The organism is Halovenus halobia (assembly GCF_051414135.1).
Taxonomy (GTDB): domain Archaea; phylum Halobacteriota; class Halobacteria; order Halobacteriales; family Haloarculaceae; genus Halovenus; species Halovenus halobia.
Map to the genome: position 1 here is coordinate 891,638 of NZ_JBLKOA010000001.1, position 23,797 is coordinate 915,434.

26 protein-coding genes are annotated in these 23,797 nt (G+C 60.9%); 15 read left to right on the forward strand and 11 right to left on the reverse strand.

The annotated features are described in order from the left end of the window. Positions 1–67: 67 nt before the first annotated feature. The gene (locus ACMGFM_RS04880; RefSeq protein WP_436901320.1) at positions 68–1,165 is read left to right on the forward strand and encodes a DoxX family protein; all 1,098 of its coding nucleotides are present in this window, start codon (positions 68–70) and stop codon (positions 1,163–1,165) included. 33 nt (positions 1,166–1,198) lie between these two features. Here the strand turns inward: ACMGFM_RS04880 and ACMGFM_RS04885 are convergent, their stop codons facing one another. Then, the gene (locus ACMGFM_RS04885) at positions 1,199–1,492 is read right to left on the reverse strand and encodes a DUF7116 family protein (protein WP_436901321.1); all 294 of its coding nucleotides are present in this window, start codon (positions 1,490–1,492) and stop codon (positions 1,199–1,201) included. A gap of 64 nt (positions 1,493–1,556) precedes the next feature. Continuing rightward, entirely contained in the window at positions 1,557–1,796 is a 240-nt protein-coding gene (locus ACMGFM_RS04890) for a DUF5816 domain-containing protein (RefSeq protein WP_436901322.1), read from the reverse strand. 86 nt (positions 1,797–1,882) lie between these two features. Here ACMGFM_RS04890 and ACMGFM_RS04895 point away from each other — a divergent pair, with 86 nt between their 5' ends. From ACMGFM_RS04895 to ACMGFM_RS04920, 6 genes are all read left to right on the forward strand, one after another. Continuing rightward, positions 1,883–2,281 (forward strand): universal stress protein, encoded by a 399-nt coding sequence (locus tag ACMGFM_RS04895; RefSeq protein WP_436901323.1) that lies wholly within the window; start codon positions 1,883–1,885, stop codon positions 2,279–2,281. Positions 2,282–2,378: 97 nt separating this feature from the next. Next, positions 2,379–2,762: a helix-turn-helix domain-containing protein gene (locus tag ACMGFM_RS04900; RefSeq protein WP_436901324.1), complete on the forward strand. Its 384-nt coding sequence runs from the start codon at positions 2,379–2,381 to the stop codon at positions 2,760–2,762. Positions 2,763–2,817: 55 nt separating this feature from the next. Then, on the forward strand, positions 2,818–3,858 hold the full coding sequence (locus ACMGFM_RS04905) for a glycosyltransferase family 4 protein (protein WP_436901325.1): 1,041 nt from the start codon (positions 2,818–2,820) through the stop codon (positions 3,856–3,858). A gap of 64 nt (positions 3,859–3,922) precedes the next feature. Further along, positions 3,923–4,363, forward strand: coding sequence for a DsrE family protein (locus ACMGFM_RS04910; RefSeq protein WP_436901326.1), 441 nt, complete (start codon positions 3,923–3,925; stop codon positions 4,361–4,363). Between the two features lie 333 nt (positions 4,364–4,696). Beyond that, a complete protein-coding gene (locus tag ACMGFM_RS04915; RefSeq protein ID WP_436901327.1) occupies positions 4,697–7,825 on the forward strand; it encodes an adenosylcobalamin-dependent ribonucleoside-diphosphate reductase in 3,129 nt (1,042 codons plus the stop codon). Between the two features lie 45 nt (positions 7,826–7,870). Then, a complete protein-coding gene (locus ACMGFM_RS04920; protein WP_436901328.1) occupies positions 7,871–7,990 on the forward strand; it encodes an HVO_2523 family zinc finger protein in 120 nt (39 codons plus the stop codon). A gap of 19 nt (positions 7,991–8,009) precedes the next feature. On the opposite strand, the gene ACMGFM_RS04925 is transcribed toward ACMGFM_RS04920, so the two are convergent. Continuing rightward, the gene (locus ACMGFM_RS04925) at positions 8,010–8,672 is read right to left on the reverse strand and encodes a TVP38/TMEM64 family protein (protein ID WP_436901329.1); all 663 of its coding nucleotides are present in this window, start codon (positions 8,670–8,672) and stop codon (positions 8,010–8,012) included. 59 nt (positions 8,673–8,731) lie between these two features. Between ACMGFM_RS04925 and ACMGFM_RS04930 the strand changes: the two genes are divergently transcribed. Then, positions 8,732–9,112: a DUF5830 family protein gene (locus ACMGFM_RS04930; protein WP_436901330.1), complete on the forward strand. Its 381-nt coding sequence runs from the start codon at positions 8,732–8,734 to the stop codon at positions 9,110–9,112. A 1-nt stretch (position 9,113) separates the two neighbouring features. On the opposite strand, the gene ACMGFM_RS04935 is transcribed toward ACMGFM_RS04930, so the two are convergent. From ACMGFM_RS04935 to ACMGFM_RS04945, 3 genes are all read right to left on the reverse strand, one after another. Continuing rightward, entirely contained in the window at positions 9,114–10,136 is a 1,023-nt protein-coding gene (locus ACMGFM_RS04935) for a DUF7115 domain-containing protein (RefSeq protein ID WP_436901331.1), read from the reverse strand. 63 nt (positions 10,137–10,199) lie between these two features. Next, positions 10,200–12,347 carry a phosphoribosylformylglycinamidine synthase subunit PurL gene (gene purL / locus ACMGFM_RS04940; RefSeq protein ID WP_436901332.1) on the reverse strand — a complete coding sequence of 716 codons (2,148 nt, stop codon included), beginning with the start codon at positions 12,345–12,347 and terminating at the stop codon, positions 10,200–10,202. Between the two features lie 50 nt (positions 12,348–12,397). After that, complete coding sequence (locus tag ACMGFM_RS04945; protein ID WP_436901333.1) at positions 12,398–13,915, reverse strand: ABC transporter substrate-binding protein; 1,518 nt, start codon at positions 13,913–13,915, stop codon at positions 12,398–12,400. Positions 13,916–14,319: 404 nt separating this feature from the next. Here ACMGFM_RS04945 and ACMGFM_RS04950 point away from each other — a divergent pair, with 404 nt between their 5' ends. Together ACMGFM_RS04950 and ACMGFM_RS04955 are read left to right on the forward strand one after the other, a co-directional pair. Further along, entirely contained in the window at positions 14,320–15,084 is a 765-nt protein-coding gene (locus ACMGFM_RS04950; RefSeq protein WP_436901334.1) for a helix-turn-helix domain-containing protein, read from the forward strand. Beyond that, the gene (locus tag ACMGFM_RS04955) at positions 15,081–15,944 is read left to right on the forward strand and encodes a sulfurtransferase (protein WP_436901335.1); all 864 of its coding nucleotides are present in this window, start codon (positions 15,081–15,083) and stop codon (positions 15,942–15,944) included. The genes ACMGFM_RS04950 and ACMGFM_RS04955 overlap by 4 nt, the downstream gene beginning before the upstream one ends. Positions 15,945–16,002: 58 nt before the next feature. Here the strand turns inward: ACMGFM_RS04955 and ACMGFM_RS04960 are convergent, their stop codons facing one another. The 4 genes from ACMGFM_RS04960 to ACMGFM_RS04975 all read right to left on the reverse strand — a co-directional run bounded on the left by ACMGFM_RS04960 (position 16,003) and on the right by ACMGFM_RS04975 (position 18,608). Beyond that, positions 16,003–16,368 carry a helix-turn-helix domain-containing protein gene (locus tag ACMGFM_RS04960; protein ID WP_436901336.1) on the reverse strand — a complete coding sequence of 122 codons (366 nt, stop codon included), beginning with the start codon at positions 16,366–16,368 and terminating at the stop codon, positions 16,003–16,005. Between the two features lie 151 nt (positions 16,369–16,519). After that, complete coding sequence (locus ACMGFM_RS04965) at positions 16,520–16,963, reverse strand: DUF8146 domain-containing protein (protein ID WP_436901337.1); 444 nt, start codon at positions 16,961–16,963, stop codon at positions 16,520–16,522. Positions 16,964–17,071: 108 nt separating this feature from the next. Then, positions 17,072–17,668, reverse strand: a complete 597-nt coding sequence (locus ACMGFM_RS04970) for an RPA family protein (protein WP_436901338.1) — start codon at positions 17,666–17,668, stop codon at positions 17,072–17,074. A gap of 1 nt (position 17,669) precedes the next feature. After that, a complete protein-coding gene (locus ACMGFM_RS04975; protein ID WP_436901339.1) occupies positions 17,670–18,608 on the reverse strand; it encodes a replication factor A in 939 nt (312 codons plus the stop codon). A 145-nt stretch (positions 18,609–18,753) separates the two neighbouring features. Between ACMGFM_RS04975 and ACMGFM_RS04980 the strand changes: the two genes are divergently transcribed. After that, on the forward strand, positions 18,754–19,776 hold the full coding sequence (locus tag ACMGFM_RS04980) for a threonine ammonia-lyase (RefSeq protein ID WP_436901340.1): 1,023 nt from the start codon (positions 18,754–18,756) through the stop codon (positions 19,774–19,776). On the opposite strand, the gene ACMGFM_RS04985 is transcribed toward ACMGFM_RS04980, so the two are convergent. Further along, positions 19,773–20,258, reverse strand: a complete 486-nt coding sequence (locus ACMGFM_RS04985) for a metal-dependent hydrolase (RefSeq protein ID WP_436901341.1) — start codon at positions 20,256–20,258, stop codon at positions 19,773–19,775. The genes ACMGFM_RS04980 and ACMGFM_RS04985 overlap by 4 nt on opposite strands. Positions 20,259–20,335: 77 nt before the next feature. Between ACMGFM_RS04985 and ACMGFM_RS04990 the strand changes: the two genes are divergently transcribed. Genes ACMGFM_RS04990 through folP form a run of 4 tightly spaced genes read left to right on the forward strand, consistent with a single transcriptional unit; the run spans position 20,336 to position 23,797 of the window. Further along, on the forward strand, positions 20,336–20,617 hold the full coding sequence (locus ACMGFM_RS04990) for a DUF7091 family protein (protein WP_436901342.1): 282 nt from the start codon (positions 20,336–20,338) through the stop codon (positions 20,615–20,617). 45 nt (positions 20,618–20,662) lie between these two features. Then, a complete protein-coding gene (locus tag ACMGFM_RS04995; RefSeq protein ID WP_436901343.1) occupies positions 20,663–20,896 on the forward strand; it encodes a hypothetical protein in 234 nt (77 codons plus the stop codon). A 32-nt stretch (positions 20,897–20,928) separates the two neighbouring features. Then, on the forward strand, positions 20,929–21,264 hold the full coding sequence (locus ACMGFM_RS05000; RefSeq protein WP_436901344.1) for a DUF7538 family protein: 336 nt from the start codon (positions 20,929–20,931) through the stop codon (positions 21,262–21,264). Positions 21,265–21,304: 40 nt separating this feature from the next. Next, complete coding sequence (gene folP / locus ACMGFM_RS05005; RefSeq protein WP_436901345.1) at positions 21,305–23,797, forward strand: dihydropteroate synthase; 2,493 nt, start codon at positions 21,305–21,307, stop codon at positions 23,795–23,797.

The window sequence follows — 23,797 nt, forward strand, 5'->3', positions numbered from 1 at the left end:
AATACCAGTGCGAGAGTTTCTGTTCGGTCGGAACAGGCTTATTTGCATACAACAATTATGAAGGTTAATGCGAGATGGACTGCGAGCGGTGCTAACGTCCACATTCGGTGGTATTGTTCTGGCTGCACTCACCGGCCCCGCTGCTGCACACGTGGATTACGTAACCGAGGATGGGTCAATTGGCTCGACGCGCGACCTGTTCGTCGCGGTGTTCACCGACCCGCTCAGTGTATTTTTGCTCGTTGCGGGTGGGGTAGGGGTGTTCGGTCTCACGGTTGGCTACCTCCGTTTTGCGAACTCACTGAGTGATATCGAGGTTGCCCGCCAGACACTCCGGTCCTACCAGCCGTATCTGCCGTGGATGCTTCGGCTCTCGGTCGGCTTACCGCTGGTCGGAGCGGGCTTCTCGGGATATCTCTTTACACCCGTGGTGGCCGCAGAGGCCCGTCTCCTGCAGGTCGGAATCGGGTTTCTGTTGCTGTTCGGACTCGGGACTCGGCTCGTCGCTGTCGGTGGCCTGCTTGCCTACGCCGGGGCCCTCATCTCCACAGGACTCTCACTGGTACTGGCAAGCGAATACGTCGCTGGCTTTCTCGCAATCCTGGTTATCGGCCCGGGCCAGCCAAGCGCCGATATGCTGCTCCGACGTATCGTCGTGACCGACGGCACACTGCTCAGCCGGTTTCGTGGCGTCGACACGCCCGGTGAGATACTCGCCCGCGTCGGCATTACTCGTGCGGTCGCCCCGGTTGCCTTGCGTGTGTTTCTCGGTCTCAACTTCCTCTATCTCGGAGTCGCACAGAAGTGGCTCCAGCCCGAGTCAGCACTCGCGGTTGTCGAGAAGTACGACCTCGTCTCCATCGTGCCAGTCTCGCCGGAACTGTGGGTGTTCGGCGCTGGACTCGTCGAGGCAGCAGTAGGTCTGGCGTTCATTTCGGGCACGTTCACTCGCGGGGCAGCAGCGGCCGGGTTCGTCGTCTTGACAACCACCCTGTTTGGGCTACCCGACGACCCCGTGCTCGCTCACGTCACACTGTTCGGACTTTCCTCCGCGCTGATGATCACCGGCAGCGGTCGCTTTTCACTCGACTCGACGGTTGTGCCCGTCTTACGCCGGCGACTCGACCCAGAGGCTGAGCGCGACCCACAGCCCGTCGCTGACTGAGCGAGCGCTGCTATTCAGGAACCACGAAAAACGCTACGACCGACTCACAACGTAGCCGTCGTCTTCGACGCCAATAATCGCCCACTCGTAGGCCGGGTCTGCTCGTTCGAGCCGTTGCTCAACGCGGGTAACCGTCTCGGCATGGGTGACGAAGCAGCGAAGTTCCCCTGACTGTGGCGGGTCTCGCGGTTCAGCCATCGGTGTGACCGTGACGACGCGCCATTTCCGCTGTGCCTGCATTTCGCGTCCTTCTGGCGTCACCTCGTAGCCGAGGTTGCTGAAAATTGATTCCGCTTCCTTCTGTAGTGAGGTGCTTGCGGCACTCATCTGCTATGCTAGATATTCCCAACCATCTTAAGCGTATCTACTGTTCAACAGGCCAACAGGCTGCTTACTCGTGAGCAGAATCCCACTCTTCGGCTTTCGTTCGGTTACTGCACTGGTTGCACTGGACACGGCCCATCGAGTCGACGGCGCTGTCGGTGGTCTCACAGTTCCCACAGTAAAATCCCCAGCGCGTTTCTGCGTCGCCGTCAGTGTATACGACAAAAAACGGGCCTTTTTGCCCGCGCTTACCCGTAGTCCGGTCGACAAACAACGTACTCGAATCGGGGCCGGTGATACGTTCCATACCGCAACTGTCGCGGGCGAGGCACAAAGACGCTGGGGAGTTCGAGTCGACACGCTCAGGAGTCCTGAGTTGTTACGGGCAGATGAATGACGCAGGTCGTCGTCCCGGTCCGGTATCCATTGAGCGAGCATTCGCGGGCCACGCTCGCTGAGGCGATTCAGATCGCCGAGGAAGAAGACGCATCGCTGACTATTCTCCACATTAATCTCTATCAGACCGGTAGACAGATCACCAGAAGTCAACTCAAATCTGCCGTCGAGGCAGAGTTCGGGAAGATTGGGAACGTCCGGTACTCGGTCCGAAAGGGACTGTTTGTCGAGCAGGCAATTCTGGAGGAAATCGCCGCAGAGGAGGCGGACATCGTCGTCATCGGCAAAAAGCAGGTCGGCCGACTCCGGCAGGTAATCCGTCGACTCACCGACGACCCAGAAATTGAGTCGTTCCTCCGAACCCGCCTCGATTGCCAGGTCGTCACCGTCGGCTAAGCGGCCCGCGCCGACGGCCGCGATACTCGGGTCGTACTTAAAACGGCCAGTATATCTGTGGTGTACATTGGGGTGAGCGCATCATCTACGAGTAGATATGAGCTCACGGCACGGGCGAACCACCAGACACGCTCCCCAGCGTACCACCGAACAGAGTATCGACAGCGACCAAGAGATTTCGACACTGCTTGGCGCCCTCGAGGACGCCGACTGTCGTGCGATACTCGAAGCGACCAGCGACCAGGCACTGTCGGCCGGCGAACTCTGTGAACTCTGTGACCTGTCGTCCTCGACAGGCTACCGAAAAGTTGACCAGCTCACCGAGGCTGGCCTGCTCGAAGAGTCGATTCGGCTCGACTCCGCGGGCGCACACACCAGCGAGTACCACCTGGCAGTGTCGGACCTAGAAATCGACCTCAAGGGTGGCGTCGAACTCACACTCAACGCCGAGGGGTCCAGCCTGACGGCGGCCGCAGACTGAGTGCCCACGGCGGGATGGGAGGGATTTTTGTCTACCCGCACCCTCCAGCCTCAGTATGCGTGTCGCCTTCGTTGCGATGGAGACAACCCAGCGGGCAGACAGCCCCGGGTCACGCCGGTTCGAGCGAACTGCCCGCCTGCTCTCCGAGCGCGGCCACGAGGTGACGATTTTCTGTGGACAGTGGTGGGATAGCTACGACGACGAGTGGACAGTCGATGGGCTGACCTACCGCGGCGTGACGCTTGGGACAGCGCTGTCGTCGTTCTGCACGCGACTGCCGGCGCTGCTGGCAGCGTACCAGCCGGATGTTGTGCACGCGCGCCCTGCCCCCGCCGAGCAGGTGCTTGCAGCCCGGGCTGGCAGTCGACTCGCACGCGCGCCGCTGTTCGTGGAGTGGTTCGGTGACGAACCGCTTGCGGGCCGACAGCGTCGGTGGGCAGCCAGCAAGCCGACCCGTATCGTCACCCCTTCCCAACTGGTTCGCACGCAGGTTCGTGAAGCCGGCGCGAATGGCGACCAGACGCTCGTTATTCCGGAAAGTATCGATATCGACCGGATTGAGTCGGTCGAGCCCGCCGAAGAAATCGACGTGGTCTACGCACACCCACTGGACGAGAGTGCCAATATCGAGGACTTTCTGCTGGGACTGGCCGAACTGCGCGAGCAGGGCTGGTCGGCGACAGTTATCGGTGATGGGCCGAAACGGGAGGAGTACGAACAGGAAGTGTCTGACCTGCGAATTGAAGACCGCGTCACCTTCGCCGGGGCCTGTGACCGTGATCGACGACTCGAAATCTACCGCGGTGCGCACGCCTTTGTCCAGACTGCATACCGCGAGCACTTCGCGACAGAACTGCTGTGGGCACTGGCCTGTGGCTGTATCGGCATCGTCGAATACCAGGCTGAGTCAAGCGCCCACGAACTAATCGAAAATTACGACCGCAGCTACCGTGTGACCGACCCACAGGAACTCGCCGACGCTATCGTCGACGCCGGTGAGTTCGAGCATCAGACACGAAACGACGAGTGGGATTCCTACGACCACGACGCTGTTATCGAGCAGTATCTCGACGCCTACCGGACACAGCAATCCTAATGTTAAATGCTGCGGGCGTGGTGGACAGTCGTACACAGCCACACCGGTGTTATCAGACCAACTCGTGAACGTTGGGTATGGACTGCTTAGTTCAGTACTTGAGACGAACTCGGACGCGACAGCACCCACAGCATCGTCGACAGAGAACAGGTATGCTGTCCTGTTGAACGCGGGGCCCTCAGATACCCCGACTGCCGGCAACGGATTCAACTACGCGCTCGAACTCGACACGGCAGGGTACGAGGTGCAGCTGTTTCTCGACGGCGAGGGGACAAAGTGGCCCGCAGAGTTCGGTGAAAACCCCGACCGACCGTTCAATCATGAGTGGAAGCGCATCGAAGAACGAGGGTTGCTCGCCGGCGCGTGTGGCTACTGCGCGAACGCCTTCGACGTGGCGGACGCCTGCGAGGCGAGCGGTATCGAACTGCTGAGCGACGCTGACGAACACGCACCGGCTATCGCGCAACTGGCAGCCCAGGACTACGAGATTCTCACTGTCGGGTGAGCGGCTGAAATCTCCACCCGAAAACCCCCCATTGTTTCCGCTCTGGTCAGCGCGCTGTCTATCAGATAGCTCGCAGCAGTTTTACTTTCACCGCGGTCTGCACACCATTAAGAGGGCACACCCACTTCGTAGAAATGAGTCGCGTTGACTGGGTAGCGGCGCGTTTGTGGCGTTTCTACCCAGATTATGACACATAAAACAACCTAAAGGAACCCAGAGACCAAACCTATATTTGGGTCCAAGCCGAACAAAAGTTCCGTCAGAAATGATAGTAATGGGAGCCAGTTCACGACGGCGCATCGCAGCAAAAACAGGGGTACGAGGTGGGAGCCAATGAGTAAGGAACTCGCGGCTGACGATCTTACGCTACCGATCAAACGAGTCGAAGGAGACACGCTCGAAGACCGCCTGACGGCGAACGCATACCACAACATTCTGCCGGCACGCTACCTCAAGAAAGACGCAGAGGGGGAGGTTGCCGAACAGCAGGAAGACCTGTTCGAGCGCGTGGGGAAAAACATCGCGCTGGCCGAAGCAGTCTACGAGGCCGACAACCAAGATGTCGACATCACGGTCACGCCCGACCAGCTCAAACCAGAGCACCCACGACGAGACGAACTCGCCGAGGAAGTCTTCGGCAAGGGAACGACTGCCGACGACGACGTTGAAACCGTCCTGAACGAATACAACGTCAACAAATTCGCCTACGACACTATCGTTCCGGAACTCCCCGACGGTGTGCGCGAGCACGTCGAGGAGACCGCAGCAGAGTTTCAAGAGCAGATGGAACGGCTCGGCTTCATGCCGAATTCGCCGACGCTGATGAACGCTGGCGACGAACTCCAGCAGCTCAGCGCCTGTTTCGTCGACTCGCCCGGCGACGACATCGACGACATTCACCAGACGGCAAAGGAGGCCGCGCAGGTCTTCCAGAGCGGTGGCGGCATGGGCTATGCCTTCTGGAAACTCCGGCCATACGGCGACCCAGTCGGTTCGACTGGCGGCATCGCCTCCGGACCAATCACGTTTATGCGCACGTACGACCAGATGTGTGAAACCATCGCACAGGGCGGAGCCCGGCGTGGTGCCCAGATGGGCGTCATGCGCGTTTCACACCCAGACGCCATTCAGTTCATCCACGCCAAGAACAAGGACGTCTCACTGGCGAACACGCTGCGACTGAACGACCCCGACGACTTCACGCACACCTCCTTCGCAGACGCGCTGGACGAGGCCCGCGAACTCATCGACGACGATGGTCGTGTTCCAGAGCACCTGCGGAACGCAGTCGAGGGTCACCTCTCGAATTTCAACATCTCGGTCGGCATCACCGACGACTTCATGGATGCCGTCAAAAACGACGAGGAGTTCACGTTCACCAACCCGCGGACTGACGAACCACACATCGCCACTGCGGAGACCAAGGAGCTGTACGATATGTTCGGTCTCGGCGAGTACGTCGAAGCCGGCGAAGTGCTCTCGGTTCCCGCCCGCGAAATCTGGGACGACATCGTTCAGGGTGCCCACGAGAACGGCGAACCTGGCGTTGTCTACCTCGAACGGATCAACAAGAAACACTCCTTCGACGTGGAGGAGCACCCAGACCACGAGATTCTGGCGACAAATCCCTGCGGAGAGCAACCGTTGGAGGAGTACGAAGCCTGTAACCTCGGCCACATCAACCTCTCGACGCTGGCCGCACAGGACGCGCCCGACTGGCGCGTCTGGGCGGACGAACACGCAGACGAGTACGCCACCGAGGAGGAAGCGCTTTCAGCCTTCCTCGAAGAGTCAATCGACTGGGAGAGCTTCGACGACCGAATTGCGCTCGGCACACGCTTCCTCGAGAACGTCGTCACGATGTCGGACTTCCCGGTCGACGAGATCGAGGAGACAGTCCGCGAGATGCGCAAGATTGGCCTGGGCATCATGGGACTTGCACAGCTGTACGTCCAGCTCGGCATGGAGTACGGCAGCGACGCCGCCAACGAGACGGCGCGCCAGCTGATGACCCACATCAACCACGAGTCCAAACGCGCAAGCCACGAACTCGCGACGGAACGTGGGACCTTCGGCGAGTGGGACAAATCGAAGTACGCCAACCCGACCGAGTACCGCGAGTGGTTCGAGCACCACACCGGACTCGACGCTGACGAGTACGAGGATGGCTTCCCGATCCGTAACCACAACACGACGACCATCGCGCCAACCGGAACGACCTCGATGGTCGGCAACACCACCGGTGGCTGTGAGCCAATCTACAACGTCGCCTACTACAAGAACGTCTCTGACGACGTGCAGGGCGACGAGATGCTCGTCGAGTTCGACGACTACTTCCTCCGAACGCTAGAGGACAACGACATCGACGTCGAGGCCGTCAAGCAGGAAGCGCAGGACCAGATGGCCAACAACGAGTTCGACGGCGTCGACGGCCTGACGACAGTTCCTGACGCTATCGGTGAGCTGTTCGTCACGACCGGTGACCTCTCCGCCAAAGAGCACGCTGGCGTCCAGACCGCCTGCCAGCAGGGTGTCGACTCTGCTATCTCGAAGACGGTCAACGCGCCCAACGACTCCACGCTCGAGGACGCCAAGGAAGTCTTCCAGTATATCTACGACCACGGCGGGAAAGGTGTCACCTACTACCGTGACGGCACCCGCTCGAAACAGGTGCTGACGACCCGCGCCCAGAACACCGAGTTCGCCGACATGGACGAGGGCGAACTCATCGAGCAGATCGAAGAGGTCTTCGGTGGTATCGACGGCTTCCTCGAGCACGAAGAGGTGCAGGCTGCACTGGACCAGCAGGTCGAAGAGATGCTCGCGGCAGCTGACAACGAGCAGGCCTACGCCGAGAAGCAGAGCCGACCGGACGTGCTGCACGGGATTACCCAGCGCATCGACACCGGCTACGGCAAACTGTACGTGAACATCAACGAAGACCCCAAAGCGGACCGACCGTTCGAGCTGTTCGCGAACATCGGCAACTCTGGCGGGTTCACTGCGTCATTCACGGAGTCGCTCGCGAAGACGATCTCGACGGCGCTGCGGTCTGGCGTCGACCCCCGCGAGATTGCCGACGAACTGCAGGGGATTCGCTCGCCGAAAGTCGCCTGGGACAAGGGCGAACAGATTCAGTCCATCCCTGACGCGATTGGCACGGCGATGCAGCGCTATCTCGACGGCGACGTCGAGCGCGCGTACCCGCAGCAGCAGACGCTCGAAGAAACTGCGGAGGAAGCCGACGGCGAGGCTGCCGGGTCTGAACCCGCGACCATCGAGACCGAACCGGAAACTGACGGCGGTGCCGTCGCGGCTGAAGGCCAGACGGACGCCGAGACGGACCAGCAATCGATCATCGACGCCGGCGAGAGTCCCGAGTGCCCAGACTGTGGCGCGCTCTCGCTGTACTACTCTGAAGGCTGCAAGACCTGCGAGTCCTGTGGCTGGTCCGAGTGCTGAACTGACAGCAGGCCGTTCCCGTTGAGGACACTACGGAGCCAAATAATGAGCAACGACGGCGGCCGACCGTGTCCGAGTTGCGGTGAGCCGATGTACCGCCGTCACTGCAAATACGTCTGCCCGCAGCACGGAGTTGTCTACGACTGCTCGGATACCTTTTACTGAAAGACCGTTCGGAGGCGTCCTACTGACTGTCAGCCGACCCGTGCGAGCGTAGTCGGCGATAGGTCGGTCCAGCGAGTAAGAGTGTGGCCAGACCCGCTAACGCGACAATCAACATCGGGCCAACAGTGAACGACGAGAGACGTAGCGTGCGCATCGAAGCACCGGCAAAGACGGCGACAACAGCCCACGGCACTTCTCCAATCATCGTCCCTGTGAGAAACGGCACTGGCGAGACGTGACATAGCCCCGCAGCGTAGGAGATTGGGTCCCCGGGGACCGGCGAGAAGCGGGCGGCGACCACCCCACGAACGTCGCCCGTCGTCTCGAAGAACTGTTCGCCCGTATCGCTGACGTAGCCGAACAGGCCGATGTCGTCGCTCGCGTACCGCCCGAGCAAGTACGGCGGCAACGCTGTCAACGCAGCCCCGAGAATTGCAAGCACAAAGCCGACCGCCGGGCCGTAGAGATAGCCAAGCAAGACGGCAACAGAGGTGACCGGCCACAGCAAAAACGGGCGAATCAGGTACAGCGCAACCAGCGCCAGCGCGAAGACGGCCGGCCGAGCAGCGAGTCGCTCCAGGCCCGCCAGCACCGCGGCCGGAGAGAACAGCACCGCCGCGAGGCCGGCGAGGCTGAGCAAGCCAGCCATGCCGACAAGTTGGCGTCTGGTCGCAGCGCGCATCATCGGAAGGCGGTCCTACGGCATCAAACACTTTGTGGTCCCGGGCCGTCTGTCTGACCGTGACGCGGGACCCACCGTCGGACCCAGTCCGAGAGACAGTCGAACTCGGCGTCGAACTGCTCGAATACACGGAAGACAAACAGCTTCCGCTGGCGGAGGCAATCGATCGCATCGAAACGGTCACCAGCGACCCGGCCATCACCAGAGAAATTCTCGATACTGCAGAGATGCGCGGCGTCATCGACCGTGAAGATGGCGTGATTCAGACGAATTCAGGGTCGTTTCTCCGCTTCGAGGCCGACGTAATCGAACGCGAGGGCGAGTTCGAGTGCAAACGCTGTGGGTCGAGCATCTCGACGGGCTACTTTATCAATTTCAAGGCTGGGGAACACGGCCCATTTGGCTCGTCGTGTATCAGGAAGGTCACCGGCCGGGAGTGAGTCAGGTCTGGCGGCGGAGCTCCTCGATCAACTGCTGGATGGTTTCGCGCTGGGTCTTGATCTGCTCGCTTTGCTGTTCGAGTTGCTCCTGTTGTGTCTCGACAGCCTCGGTGAGCATTACCATCTGCTCACGAAGCTGTTCGAGTTCTTCGCCGCTGGCAGTTGTGGAGGGAGCAGTGTCCTCAGTTGGCTCCGCTGCTGGCTCTCGGGTAACGGCAGTGACACTCTCGCCAGAGTCCGCTTCCCCCGAGTCATCGGTACTCTCGTCGTCTGTCGATGCCGTTGGCTCTGTGTCTGGTTGTGCGTCGTCGTCACCCACTAGCGGCGAGATATTTTCGTCGAGACCGAGCCCACCAGTTCCAGACGAGTCTGACGGTGGCTCGTCGTCCTGTCCAATCTTCTCGTTCAGGGCGTCCAGTGAGTCGACCTCGTAGTACGCAAAGAGACTGTTTTCCAGTGTCTGTTGGAGTCGACGGGCCTCGTCGCTCGGCGCTTTGATCCGCTGTGGACGGCCACCGACGGAGATGACAACCTGTGTTGCGACACTTCCCTCCTCGAAATCCAGACCCGTCACCTCCTCGAAAGCGTACTCCTCGAAGTCTGGGTCCCAGACGTACGCGCCGACATGTTTGACGAGTCGTGCGTCGGTCACGATCAGCGTGAGTTCACTGAACGAGAAGACGCCGGCGACAGACTCCTCGCCGTCGATAACTCCCGCCGCGCCGAGCACGCCCGCGAGCAGGCGGGAGAGTACCTGGCCAGTGCGGTTGCTCGCCACCTTGAACTTCTGGACGCCGTCGACGTACTCCAGCGCAAAGGTCGTCTTGCGCCGCCCTTCCGAGACGTTCAACCGCTCGATGTCGTGGCTGTAGGTCTCGACTTTCTCGTCGCTCAACAGCCCCTCGGCGCGGTACACGAACGTGCGCGACGCAGTGAAACAGATAATGTCTTCATCACCGAGGCTGACGGCCGACTGGATCGTCTCCCCGTCCGCAGCCTGCGTGATCCGATCCGGTATCTCCATGCTCGGGATGTTCCCGCCAGCGTATATAAATCCGCGGGTCACGCTGCCGAGCGGCCCCGATTCTTACTCCAGCGTCTCTTCGATAACCGAGCGGTACTCCCGAATCGTCTCCGCGTCGAGGTCCGTCGTCTCTCCGGCGACCGACAGCGAGAGCGTACCGGAATCATCAGCAGTGCCAACCTCGGTCACCGGCGCGACCCCGTCGAACGCGGCGCGGACACTTTCGGGGTCGGTTGTCTCGACGAGGAGGCGACCGGGCTGTTCGTCGAACAGCGCAGCCAGTCCCGCGTCGATATCGATAGTCGCGCCAGCGTCTGTCGTGACCATCTCGGCCAGCGAAACCGCGAGTCCGCCGTGGCTCACGTCGTGGGTTGCCAGTGTGGTCTCTTGGTCCGCGACGCTGGCAACTGTCTCGATGAGGTCACTCGGGTCACTCGGGACTGACGGGAAGACGTCGGAGCCACCGAATTGCGCGAGATACTCCGACCCACCGAGATGAGCGTCGCGGTCACCGGCAAGCACGTGGTCGCCAACAGCGAGAATCGTGCCGTCGCCCGACAGCGACAGCGGCGGCGCCTCGGCGTCGTCTTTCGTCCCGACGACAGCCAGCGTCGGCGTCGGCGGGATAGGACCTGTCGGGGAGTCGTTGTACAGCGAGACGTTCCCACCGACAACCGGCACGTCGAGTGTCTTGCACATGTCTGCGAGTCCGTCGACAACGTCAGAGAAGCCGCCGTAAACGTCTGGCTTCTCGGGGTTGCCGCCGTTGAGACAGTCCACCGCCGCGTGGGGGAGTGCTCCCTTGGCAGCGAGGTTCGTCGCATTTTCGAGTGCTGTTGCCCGCGCACCCTCGTAGGCGTCGGTGTCGGTCCAGTTGGGGTCGGCACCGGAACTGATTGCCAGCCCGATGTCTGCCTCCCGGACCGAGAGGACGGCCGCGTCGTCGCCGGGGCGGACGGCGCTGCGGACCTGCACCTCGTGGTCGTACTGCCGGTAGACCCAGCGTTTCGAGGCGGTGTTCGGACTGGAGAGCACGCCCTCCAGTGCGTCCTCGACGGAGACGTCCGGGCGGTCAGTGGTCGGTTCCGGTCGCGGTTCGGTCGGCAGGTCGTTCATCGGTGCGCCCTCGCCGAGGAAGTGTGCGTCTACATCGACGACCGTTTCGCCCTCGAAGGTACAGCGGTAGGTGCCGTCGGTGACCTCACCGATGACCGACGCGCCGAGGTCGTAGCGTTCGGCAATTGCTTTGACGGCGTCGACGTTCTCCGGCGTGACCTCGTAGCACATCCGTTCCTGTGATTCTGAGAGGAGAATCTCCAGTGCGGTCATGTTCGGCTCGCGCTGGTGGACCGCTTCGAGTGCGATATCAGCACCGAGGCCGCCCTTGGAAACCATTTCACTCGACGCGCCGCCGAGGCCGGCAGCCCCGAGGTCCCGCGCAGATTCGACGAGATTGTCCGCAACCAGTCGCTCGCTCGCCTCGATCAGCAGTTTCTCCGTGTACGGGTCACCAACCTGCACCGCAGGTCGGTCCTCAGTTTCGGCGTCTTCTGAGAGGTCCTCGCTCGCGAAGGAGGCACCGCCGAGTCCGTCACGTCCGGTGGCGTTGCCGACGAGGACGAGTTTGTTGCCGGGCTGTTGGGCCTCAGCAGTCACAAGTTCGTCCGGGTCGTCAACCAGCCCGACGCAGGCAACATTCACGAGCGGGTTGCCCTCGTAATCGTCGTGGAAGGCAACGCTGCCGGCGACCGTCGGAACGCCGATACAGTTGCCGTAGTGGCTAATACCCTCGACGACCCCCTCGAAAAGATAGCGAGAGTGCTCGGCGTCGAAGTCGCCAAAGTACAGCGAGTCCGCCAGCGCAATAGGATACGCGCCCATCGAGAGCGTATCGCGGACGATGCCCCCGACGCCCGTTGCTGCGCCGTCGAACGGGTCGACGTAGGAAGGGTGATTGTGGCTCTCGATACCCATCGTGATGTAGGTCTCGGACCCATCCTCACCGACTGGCAGGGAGACAACGGCAGCGTCGTCTCCGGGGCCGATGACGACCTGTTCACCCGTCGAATCGAACGCACTCAACAGTGGTCGCGAGGAGCGGTAGGCGCAGTGTTCACTCCAGAGATTCTCGAACAGTGCCGCCTCCGCGGGCGTGGGTTCGCGACCAAGATGATCGACAATAAGTTCGTGATCGGACTCGGCCAGGCTCATTGTGGTGTGATTGCCACAGGCCGGTGAAAGCGTTTTCTATGCGCAGTCGGTCAGGAGAGGTCGCAGGTCATCCGCGGGTCATCTTCTGGAATGGTCGTCAGCGCCTTGTCGATGCGGTTGAGCGGCGTGCTTGGTTGCAACGCTGCCGACCACTTCGGCTCGGTCCGTGCCGCGTACTTCGCGATTGTTATCGGCGACCGCGCCTGGTTGTTGTACTCCTGGAACTCGTACTCTTCAGTCCCTTTTGGCGTGTCTCGGACCGCCATCCCGGGCACCTCATCGAGAATGGCTGCGCTGTTTGCCGTCCCCGCTGCCTCGAAGGCCTGGATGATTGCCGAGGCAGTTGCAAAGGCTGACCCGGTGAACATGTCGGGGACGACGCCGTAGGCGCTCGTGTGATTCTCGGTAAACCAGTCGTTGACCTCGTTGTCGTACTGGTTCCAGAAGTACCGGCAGGCAATCGGGCCAAAGGGGAGGAGATTGTCGACGACGAACTGCGAAAGTTCTCGGGTTCCAGTCTGGGCCTCAACAGAGTCGAGTGCGCTCGCGCCAATCTCGCGGAATGTCAGCCGCGAGGGTGCCTGACTGAACGTCTCTTGCTCGTACTCCCCCTCCAAGAAGGCCCCAGCGTAGAAGGTGCCCGTCTGTCCGGTCGCAGCGATGACGATGGCGTCAGTATCCTGGTCGGTACCGTCCGGGCCGAACCGCCTTTGCAGGAGTTCCTGCCAGCCTTCGGTCACCAGTCCGACCGGCACGAACTCCTCGATGTACTCGATGCTGCCTTCAGTCTCGAATATCCGACGGTAATTACCGATCACGTCCCGGCCGAAACTGCTGTCAACGCCCAGCAGTGCAACCTTGTCGATATCTGGGTTCTCGACAATACTGAGCGCACCCGCACGTGAGACCATCGCATTGTTTTCTGTGGTCCGGAAGAGTTGGTCCCGACACTGCGCGCTATCGGCGGTGAGCTGACTCGTCGACCCCTGCCCGACGAACATCGGGATATCTGTCTGGTTGAGGACGATATTGTTCACTCGGACAATCCCGTCAGAGCTACTGGTCCCGTAGAGCAGGTCACACTGGTCGACTAGGTCGGTCGCCACACTCGCGGCCGTTTCTGCGTCACTTGCTGTATCGCGAATCAACAGTTCGATTTCGACCGAGCCCGCACCCTCGATATCGTCGACAGTGTAGCGGATCACACCGCCATTGAGGTCGTCCATGAGGACTGCCGGGTCGGTCCCGTAGCCCTCGTCAGTCCAGTTTATCTGTGGCGTTTCCTCTGCCAGTGGCTGTGGGCTAGCTCGGTTGTTCTTGTACGCAAAGCCGCTCAATAACCCGGTCAACCCCTGGTGCGCGAACTCTGGTCCGTTCGCACCGGTGATATCCTGAAGGACACCAATCGTGAAGGCGTCCTCGCTCGCTTGACTTGTCGTTCCCCCAGTATCGCCACCGTTGTCCCCGTTGCCGGTGTCATCCCCGCCAGAGCACCCCGCAAGTGCAACGACCGTACCCACACCCGCTGCGCGGAGCGCTTGCCGCCGAGAGACCATCCCTGAATCCATACCTAATCGCACGGTACTTTCCTGTATGAATGTTTTTGTACACGAGAGATAATTTCAACCTGTCTGGAAGACGTTTTAGCGACGACATACCAACCGTCAGCGGAGACTAGCTGGGTGTAGAGTACGCGCAGCCCACATATGACAATACAACTAAACTAATTCGTTGAGCAGGTGCTGCATGTAGTCAGCAATGTATTTCGCTTGCCGACGTCACCGTGTTCGGAGTTCTCCTGCTCGCTCAGACGAAAGTCAGTACACTCGCGGGACGCCGTGGTCAGTTGCCGTCTCCAGATTGCTGAAGCGCAAAACCGCAAGCATGTCACGGAAGGCTCCTCGATGGGAGGATGGCATGCGACAAGTGATTACTTATCTGCGCTCGCTCTAGTACAGAGGTACGGACAGCAATGCGCGAGTTTGTCTTTGACCTTGTCTACGAGGACACACCCGCCCCGTTGGAGCGACTGGCGAGTGAGTCGGGACAGATATCTTCGACGAGTATCGGGGGCTGCATTGACACTGACGAGTTCTGGCGTCTCGAGCGGTTTCGCGGCCCAGTAGACGGACTCGAACAGTGTGCAGGTGTGGAGTCTGACTGGCTGTTGACAGCCGAACAGATCACAGCAGAATCTTGCACCGGAGAGAGCCACGTCGAACTCCTCGAACAGACGAACACGGAGTGTGAACTCTACTATCACATAAAAAATGTCGGCGGGTGCGAGTCGATTTCGACGCTGGCTGCTGAGTACGTCGGGACCGACGTGTTGTTCGAGGTCGAACGCGAAACTGACAGAGAGACGTGGACTGTGATGATGGATGACGAAGAGGGTGTGGGGTTGTTTTACGACGCGGTGCAAGTTTCGCTCCAGCCAGGCATCCGGTTCGCGTTTGGCCATATCGGTCAGGCGTCGGGCCGACGGACAGCGCTGTTCGCCCAGAAGAATCTCCCGAGTGAGCAGCGCGAAGCACTGGTTGCGGCCGTCAAGCGGGGCTATTACGAGCGACCCCGGGAGATTACGCTTGAGGAACTCTCGGACGAACTGGACTGTCCGCGCTCGACACTGTCGTATCGCCTTCGCAGCGCCGAATCAAAACTCGCCAAATCCTTTGCGAGCGAGGGTGCAGAAGAACTGCAGAGTTTTCCGCTGACCAGACAGGAGGGCAGTTCATGAGTAACGCTGGTGACGGACCGCTCGTCTCGCCCGAGTGGCTGGCCGAGAATCTGGACCGCTTCGAGTCTGACGACGCCGACTATCGCCTGTTCGAGGTCGACATTCAGGAAGACGCCTACGCTTCCGGACACATTCCGGGAGCCACCCGCATCGACTGGGAAGCTGACCTCCGTGATACGGAGACATTCGACGTGCTGTCGCCAGACGATTTCGGAGACTTGCTCGGCGGCCACGGTGTCACGCGTGAGACGACAGTTGTGCTGTACGGAGATTTCTTCAACTGGTTTGCGGCACACGCCTACTGGCTGCTCAAGTATTACCGCCACGAGAACGTGCTTCTGCTTGACGGCGGCCGAAAGTACTGGCTGGACAACGATTTCCCGATGACGACCGACCAGCCAGAGTTTTCAGAACAGGACTACGACGCACCGTCACCGGACGAGTCGGTCCGGGCGCGTCGTACTGAGGTTGAACAGGCAATCGAAGACGAAACCTGTCTGTTGGATGTGCGTGCGCCGGCGGAGTTCCGCGGCGACATTCTCGCGCCGCCGGGCTGGAACGAAGGGGTTCAGCGCGGTGGTCACATTCCGGGGGCAGAAAATATGCCCTGCCGTCTGACGATCCAGGCAGACCGACGGTTCCGGCCGACTGACAAACTGGCAGACCTCTTCGGGCAAGTCGGAGACGCCGACGAGACAATTGTCTACTGTCGTATCGGTGAACGCTCCGCGCTCGTCTGGTTTGTCCTCACAGAACTGCTCGGGTACGAGAACGTCTCCTACTATTATGGGTCGTTCGTCGAGTGGGGCAACGCTGTCGGATTGCCGGTCGAAAGCGCAACGAGCGCCGAGTTACGGTAGCCCACCGACGGCGGAACTTCTGACCACCACTCTGGTCGGCCACAGCGAGAGCGCCGGCTTAGTCGGCGCTCAGTCGCAGGTCCGTCTGCTCGGCTACGTCCTCGGAGATGACAACCGAGACGCCAGTGTTCGTCACATCGAGTTCGATGCTATCGATATCGTGGGTATACTCGTGTGCGTGTCGCGTCTTGCTGGTAAATCGAACGTGTTCGGTGAGAATCCCGACATCGACCAGTCGCTCGATTTTCCGGTAGGCAGTAGATGTGGCGATATCACAGCGTTCGGAGAGTTCTTTGGCAGTGAGAGCCTCCGACCGAGTCTCGCGAATGATTGCCCGCGAATCGGGGTCTCTGATTGCCTCGAACAGTTGGTTGACATCCGCCTCATCTCGGATTGTTTGGGTGCCGGTGGCTTGGTCTGTCATGGGTGGATGCTGGGGGAAACGGCTATGCACGTACTGCTACCAGCGAGAAGTCAATCAATCTGCGTTTGGCGTGCGCCAACTCACTCTGTGCAGCGACGAGTCCCGGCACTGCCGACCGTCGTGTTTTACGACTGCAGATGAAAAACCGGGCCTAGAACTGCGAGTCCTCGAAGTCGTTCCCGATACGGTACGGCGAGTCTTCTTCGGATTGCTCGCCGTCGAGTTCGTCGAGGTGGACAACATCTTCCTGGTCGTACTCGTCGAGTTCCTGACGGAGTTTCGTCACGTAGCGTTTGTGCTCTTCGAGTTGTTCGCGCAGGTGCTCAGCTTCCAGTTCGAGGCGTTCGTGTTCGCGGACGAAACTTTTCGGCACCTCGACTTTCGGCGGGAAACTCTCCGAGTCGGAACTTTCGGTCGATTCGCTGATCTCGTGTTCGGGAACGACCTCGACCTGGCCGTCGTGGGCAACGAGCAGGTCCACGTAATCCCGGAAGACAGCAGACAGCGAGATATCACGCTCCTCCGCGATACCGCGCAGGGTCTCGAATTTCTCCTGGCTGACGCGAAAGGAGATGGTCTTGTTTTTGTTGCCCATAGCTAGCTGTACAATCGACTCTCTTCGTATTTAATCGTTTGTCAGACACGTATCACTCAACAGATGTGTATGCCGTTCACACACCCCTCAATCGAGGGGGATGTGGGGTTAGTCCGCGGTCGCTTCGGACTGTTCGGCTTCGAGACTCTCCAGCGCCTCGATTGCGGCCGCTTTGTAGTTCTCGACCGGGAGGTCGTACTCCTCTTTGGCCATTTCGACGTATTCGTCGGCCTCAGCCTGCTGGTAGTGCTGGATGCGGTCGATAGTTCGCTCTGCCGTCTCGATTACCCACCGGTCGCGGGTCGACTCGTCGACTTCCGTGATGGATTCGGGTCGGACAGAGACGTTGACCTCACCCTCGTCGGTTTCGTAGGTGCGGGGTTTGCCGACGACGGCGACGTAGGCCGGGGCCTCGAGCTCGCGCAGCATGGAGGCCGCGTCTGGCTGATACTGACCGGCGTAGGTGAAGAAGGTCCCGCCGTTGGGACCGACGATTCGGCCCTGCCAGTACTCTGAGTCTTCGCCGACATCCTGCGTTTCGGTCAGCGTGCCAACGATGAAGATACGGTTGGCTCGCTGGCCCGTCGGGAGCAGCGCATACACTGGGGCGCGGTCGTCGTCGCTCTCTTTGAAGGTGTACGTTGCGTCGTTGAACTCGCGTGCGAAGACGCGGCGGGCGACTTCGCGGGTTGGAACACTCGACATCTTAGATCGACCTCGCTTTGATCAACACAGCATCCGGGTCCGCTGGCCCGTCGACACGGGTCACCTCGTCGGCAAGCACGTACCGGCCGTAGGTCGGCCCCGTGATTCGGTAGTACCGGCCGAGAATCTGTTTGTGCATCTCGTCGGCCACGACGGAGGTATCCAGCGCGTCCATGGCCATCTCCTGTGCCTCGTCGAGGGTGATTTCCGTCAACTCCTCGGTCAGCTCGCGGTCGAGAATGGCCTCGTGGACATCGTTGCCGTCGTCGATGACGGCCTTGATGCGCAGGTCGAACTCGCCTTCGACCTCGCCGTGTTCGTTACAGCGCCCGTTTTGCAGGACGCGAGTACAATCGTCCTCGGGACAGCGCTTGATGAGTCCAGAGTCGGACTGGATATCGACGAGCGCGCCCTCGATTTCGACGGCGTCCTCGCCAACGTCTATCTCCTCGTCAAGGTGCTCGATGGTCGTCGTTCGGTTGAGTTTGACCGAAAACCGGCCCTGATACTCGTCGGTGACGACGTTGCGGAGGTCGTAGACCTCACCCTCTTCGAGCGAAGAGAGGTCGGATTTCGACCACTTGGTGAACTTCACAGTGCCAGTTTCGTCGCCAAGCAGGCCGACTTGGGCAACGGCGTCACTGTTGGGCTCCCAGAGTTCGACGACCTTTGCAGTCAGGTCGACCCACTCTTCGGGGCTGTCGATGTCACTGACATCGACGCGGTCGTTCCCGCCACCACCGCCGAGGTCATCTCGTTCCATCCCTGCCTCGTCGAGGTACGTGTTGACGACGCTTCGTCGGGCCTCGCTCGTGGGGACTTTGTACTCGTTGACCAGCGTCTCGAGTCGGTCCTGAATCTCCTCGACCGAAACGTCAAGCTGGTCTGAAAACTGTTCGTGTATCTCTGTTGCGTGGGTCTGCAAATCGCTCTCAGTCATGTTCGTTCACTGTCTCCGCGTCGTTTTCAATGGGAGACATACGACAGTTGGTTCCCGATGACATAAAAAGTTCCGTGACCGGAGTGAAAGTGAAATGCATCGAGGTGACCGGCACTTTTAGTATCGGCTTCCCCAGTACGGGCGTATGAGCGAGTCTTACCAGCCTGTCGAGTCTCCCGACGAGACAACAGTGTTCCCGTACCACGACCTTACGCCCCCCACGACGGCTGATATCTATCAGGCGCGGAAGACGGTCAGACAGTATCTCCCGAAGACACCGCTGGTTCGCAGCGAATCACTCTCGGCACGGTACGACGCTGACGTCTACCTCAAGCGTGAGGATACGCTGCCAACGGGCGCGTTCAAAGTGCGTGGGGGTATCGCGCTCGGAGCGACGATTGGTGCGGAATTCAGCGAGCAAGGCTTGATTGCCGCCAGCACCGGCAACCACGGCCAGTCAGTCGCGTACGCCGGCCGCACCTTCGACATCCCGGTGACCATCGTGGTCCCCGAGGACGGGAACCCTGCCAAGACGAACGCCATGGAACGATACGGCGCGGAGGTACTGTTCCACGGCGACACCTTCGACGAGGCCCGCGAGCACGCCGAAACACTCGCCGCCGAGGAGGGGTATCGATACGTCCACTCCGCAAACGAATCGCGTCTCGTTGCAGGCGTTGGGACCGCAGGACTGGAAATTATCGAAGAACTCCCGGAGTTAGAGTACCTGTTCTGTCCGGTCGGCGGCGGGTCGAGCGCAGCGGGCTACTGTCTGAGCGTCGGTGCGGTCACTGACGCAGAAATCATCGGTGCCCAGTCTGAGGACGCACCCGCCGTGTACCGCGCCTGGGCCGAGGACACGCTTGAGCCACACGACCGGATGGACACCTTCGCCGAGGGTGTGGCGACACAGGTACCATTTGCGATGACGACTCGCGTCCTCCGCGAGCGGCTTGCTGAGTTCCGACTGGTCAGCGACGACGCAATCAAGCAGGGTGTTCGGGACCTTTTCCACGACGAGCGCATCGTCATGGAGGGGGCCTGTGCGACGAGTCTGGCCGCGATGGAGCAGATGGCCGACGAGATTGCAGGGAGTACGGTGGTTATCCCGGTTTCGGGCCGCAACATCGCCCCCGAAACCTTCGAGGAACTCGTAATGGAGAACTAGCTGGAAGCCAAGACAGAGACCAGTATCTGAGAGGACGACGCAATACCCAGCCCCACTGTGAGCAGGACGCTGTTCGCTCGCGGATTCTTTGCCGGCGTAATGTTGAAACAGAACTCTCGGTCAGAAACCGGGAGGAACGGTCGAATGCCCATCGGCGTGATGCTATCTGCCACGAGATGTGAGGTCAGCGAGAGACCAACAGCGACGCCGACAACAAGTCCAACGATGACCGCTGACGGCCCAGACGCAACAAGCCAGCCGACAACCCCAGCCACGGCGGCCAGCGCAGCGACAAACCAGACGGTGTGTGTCGGGCCGCGGTGTTCGACGGGCAGCGAATTGTCGATATCCGGTAGCGAGGCGACTGCTGCGGCGACCAGAAAGGCGAGAACCGAGAGTCTCACTGTGCCCACCAGTCCAACGGCAATAGCGAGCGGCGTGACGGCCAGCAGTGCCGCGCCAGTGTGGCCCGGGCGGTACATACCGGGTCGAACGGCTCGCAGGCTGATGAACAGCCGGGCTGGGGCAGATATTTGAACGCGCCAACCCAATCGCGGGTATGACCGATTCCGACCGGGTTGCAGAGTTTCTCACCGAGAAGCTTCAGGACGCCGGCCGGCAGTACGAGCAGGCCCGCCGGGCTTTCAGCGAGGCACGGCTGGCTGCTCGGGCTGACCTCCCGACAGAGGACGGCAAGGTGCGAATTGTCTGCCGTCGTCACGCCGAAAAGCGCGCGGTCGAACTCGATTCGTCGGCACGACCCGCCTGTTTCGAGGCTGGCCACCCGGACTGTGAGGGCTGTGTCGAGGATATCGAAGACGGCTGTATCGAGACCTGGTGAGCCAGAACAAAAAGACAGATACAGTCCAACGACCGAACTCCAGATATGAGAGCTGTCCTGCGCTTCTGGGTGTCAGTGCTCTCCCTGCTCGTCAGCGTTTCGGCTGTTGGGTATCTGTTTCTCTCATTCCTGTTTCCGGAGAGAGCACTGGTGTTAGATTCGAATACAGTCCGGTTGGGCGTGATGTTCGTCGCGCTCGCCGGGACCGGCACGCTCGTCTGGGCTGCAGTATTCTCAGAGGTGACCCAGCGGCCGGGGTCAGGGGCACAGAAACCGTAACGAGTAGCACCCAGGCACGCCAAGCCGAGTATATGACTGACGACACCGACGCTGGCGAGAACGCGCCGGGCCAGCCAGCAACGGGGGACGAAGAGAGCGACCCACTCGCTGGGCTGGCAGCACAGGAGGGCTGGCACGTCGACGGCTCCGCGGCCCGTGTCCACTACAGCGGTGGCTCGGATAGATACAGCATCGAGTATTACGCGCCGAGTGAGTGTACTCTGTACTGGAAGGTTCCCCCGGAGGAAGCGGGCGAGACGGCCGTTCCGGTCGGTCGAGACACTGTTCCAGGGCCGCTACGCGAGCGGGTTCAGGAGGATCTGGCCACCGCGGGAATCGACCCAGCGGTCGACGAGCGGAGCCTCTGAAACCGTCAGTTCCAAGAGCACAGCACCGATGAACACAGGTATGAGGTTTCATCAGGCGGCAAACTATCTGCTGGATCTCCATCGTTTCGGCTCCCGGCCAGGGACAGATGCGACCCGGGAGCTTCTCGACGCGCTTGGAAACCCCCACGACGACCTCGCTTGCGTGCAGATTGCCGGCAGTAACGGGAAGGGCTCGACTGCTCGGATGGTCGACTCGATTCTCCGCTCGGCCGGACTCGACGTTGGACTATATACCTCTCCCCATCTCGACGATATTCGCGAACGCGTCCGAATCAACGGTCGCAAAATCGCCGAACAGTCACTCGTTGAGTTCGCGGAGGGTATCGGCGACCACGTAACTGACCGGGCAGTCGTTGGCGACGCGCCAACCTTCTTCGAGACGATTACCGCACTTGCGCTGTGGGAATTCGGCCGACAGGATGTCGATGTCGCGATTCTCGAAGTCGGCATCGGCGGCACCCACGACGCTACCAGTGTAATCGACCCAATCAGCAGCGCAGTCACGACCGTCACGCTCGAACACACCGATATTCTCGGCGAAGATGTCGAGACAATCGCTCGTGACCTTGCTGGCGTTGCGCCCGCGAACAGGCGACTCGTGACTGGTGCCTCCGGCGACGCGCTGGCCGCCATCGAAGACGCTGTCGGCGAGACACTCGTTGTCGGTGACGACGAGAACAGTACCGTTACCGCTACCTACGAGGGCAGGAGGGGACTGGAAGGTGCGGTAACAATCGAGAGCCCAACACGCAGCATCGAGACAAAACTCCCACTTATCGGTCGGCATCAGGCCCGCAACGCTGGCGTCGCGACAGCACTCGCCGAGGAAATCGTCGACGCTGCGGCCGTCGGCGAACTCGACCCACCCGCGGAACTCGACGACGGCAGCGACGGACTCTCCGATGCTGTCCTCGCCCGCGGCCTCCGAAACGCGCACTGGCCCGGCCGATTCGAGGTGATGGACCAGCAGCCACTGGTCGTTCTTGACGGCGCACACAATCCAAATGGCTGTGAGTGCGTTGCCGAAACACTGGACGAATTCGAGTACGACAATCTCCATCTCGTGGTCGGTGTGATGGCCGACAAAGACCACCGCGGGATTGCAGGAGCGTTCGACCCCGACACCGTCACGGCCTGCGAACCGGATATCGACCGAGCGGAAGATTCGGAGGTACTTGCCCGCGTGTTCGAGCAGGAGACAGACGCGGTTGTCGACACCCGCGCAGATGTCGCCGGTGCGCTGAACGACGTGCTCGCGGCGGCGGGAGAGAACGACTGTGTGCTGGTCTCTGGGTCGCTCTATACCGTCGCGGAGGCACGTACGCGATGGGCACGAGCAAAGGTTCCAAAGGAGGTAGATTCGATACCGGCGGCCGAGCAGTTGCTTCAGGACGCTCACGTCACCGACGCCGGGAGTTGGCGGATGCGCGGCAAGGCCGTCCATCGAATTCTCAAGACGCGCGTCCAGCCTCGACAGGCCCAGTATCTCAAAGAAGAGATGCTCTCGCTGGGTGGCGAGTGTTCAGTTTCCGGGCTGAACGACCAGGACCGCGAGAATCTCGGCGTCGTGTTGATGGGGACGATGGCCCAGTTCAAGCGACTCGCCGAGAAACTCGACGGCCAGCCGTACGGCCTCGCACCCTTCGCCGACGAACTCCGGGAGACCCTCGAAATTGGTACCGCACGGCAGGCCGGCGAGTACCCGTGGGCCAAGGGGACCGCAGTGATGGGCATCCTCAACGTCACCCCGGATAGTTTCCACGACGGCGGCGAGTACGAAGCAGAGACAGACGCCGTCGAGCGCGCAGAGGAGATGATAGCTGCCGGGGCAGACATCATCGATGTTGGCGGCGAGTCGACCCGCCCCGGCGCGGACCCGGTCCCAGTCGAGGAGGAGAAGGCCCGCGTCCTCCCAGTGGTCGAGCGCATCAATGACCTCGACGCGATGGTGTCCGTCGACACCCGGAAGGCTGCGGTTGCCAGGGCAGCGCTGGACGCTGGGGCAGATATCCTCAACGACGTATCAGGGCTGGAAGACCCCGAGATGCGCCTCGTCGCCGCCGAGTACGACGTTCCGGTGGTCGTAATGCACTCGATTAACGCGCCGGTCGACCCCGACGCAGAGATTCACTACGACGATGTCGTCGAGGATGTCATCGACTCGCTAACAGAGCGCATCCTGCTGGCCGAGAAGGCTGGCCTCGACCGCTCGCAAATCATTATCGACCCCGGCCTTGGCTTCGGCAAAACCGCAGTTGAGAGTTTCGAGTTGCTGGGAAGAATCGGCGAATTTCGCGGGCTTGGCTGTCCGATTCTCGTCGGTCACTCACACAAGTCGATGTTCGGGCTCGTGGGCCGAGAGTCCGGCGACCGGTACGACCCGACGGTGGCGGCAACAGCAGTTGCCGCCGAGGGCGGTGCCGATATCGTGCGGGTCCACGACGTCGCGCCGAACAGAGCAGCTGTCGATGTCGTGCAGGCAGCCAGAGAGCCAGACGAGTACCAGAAGTAG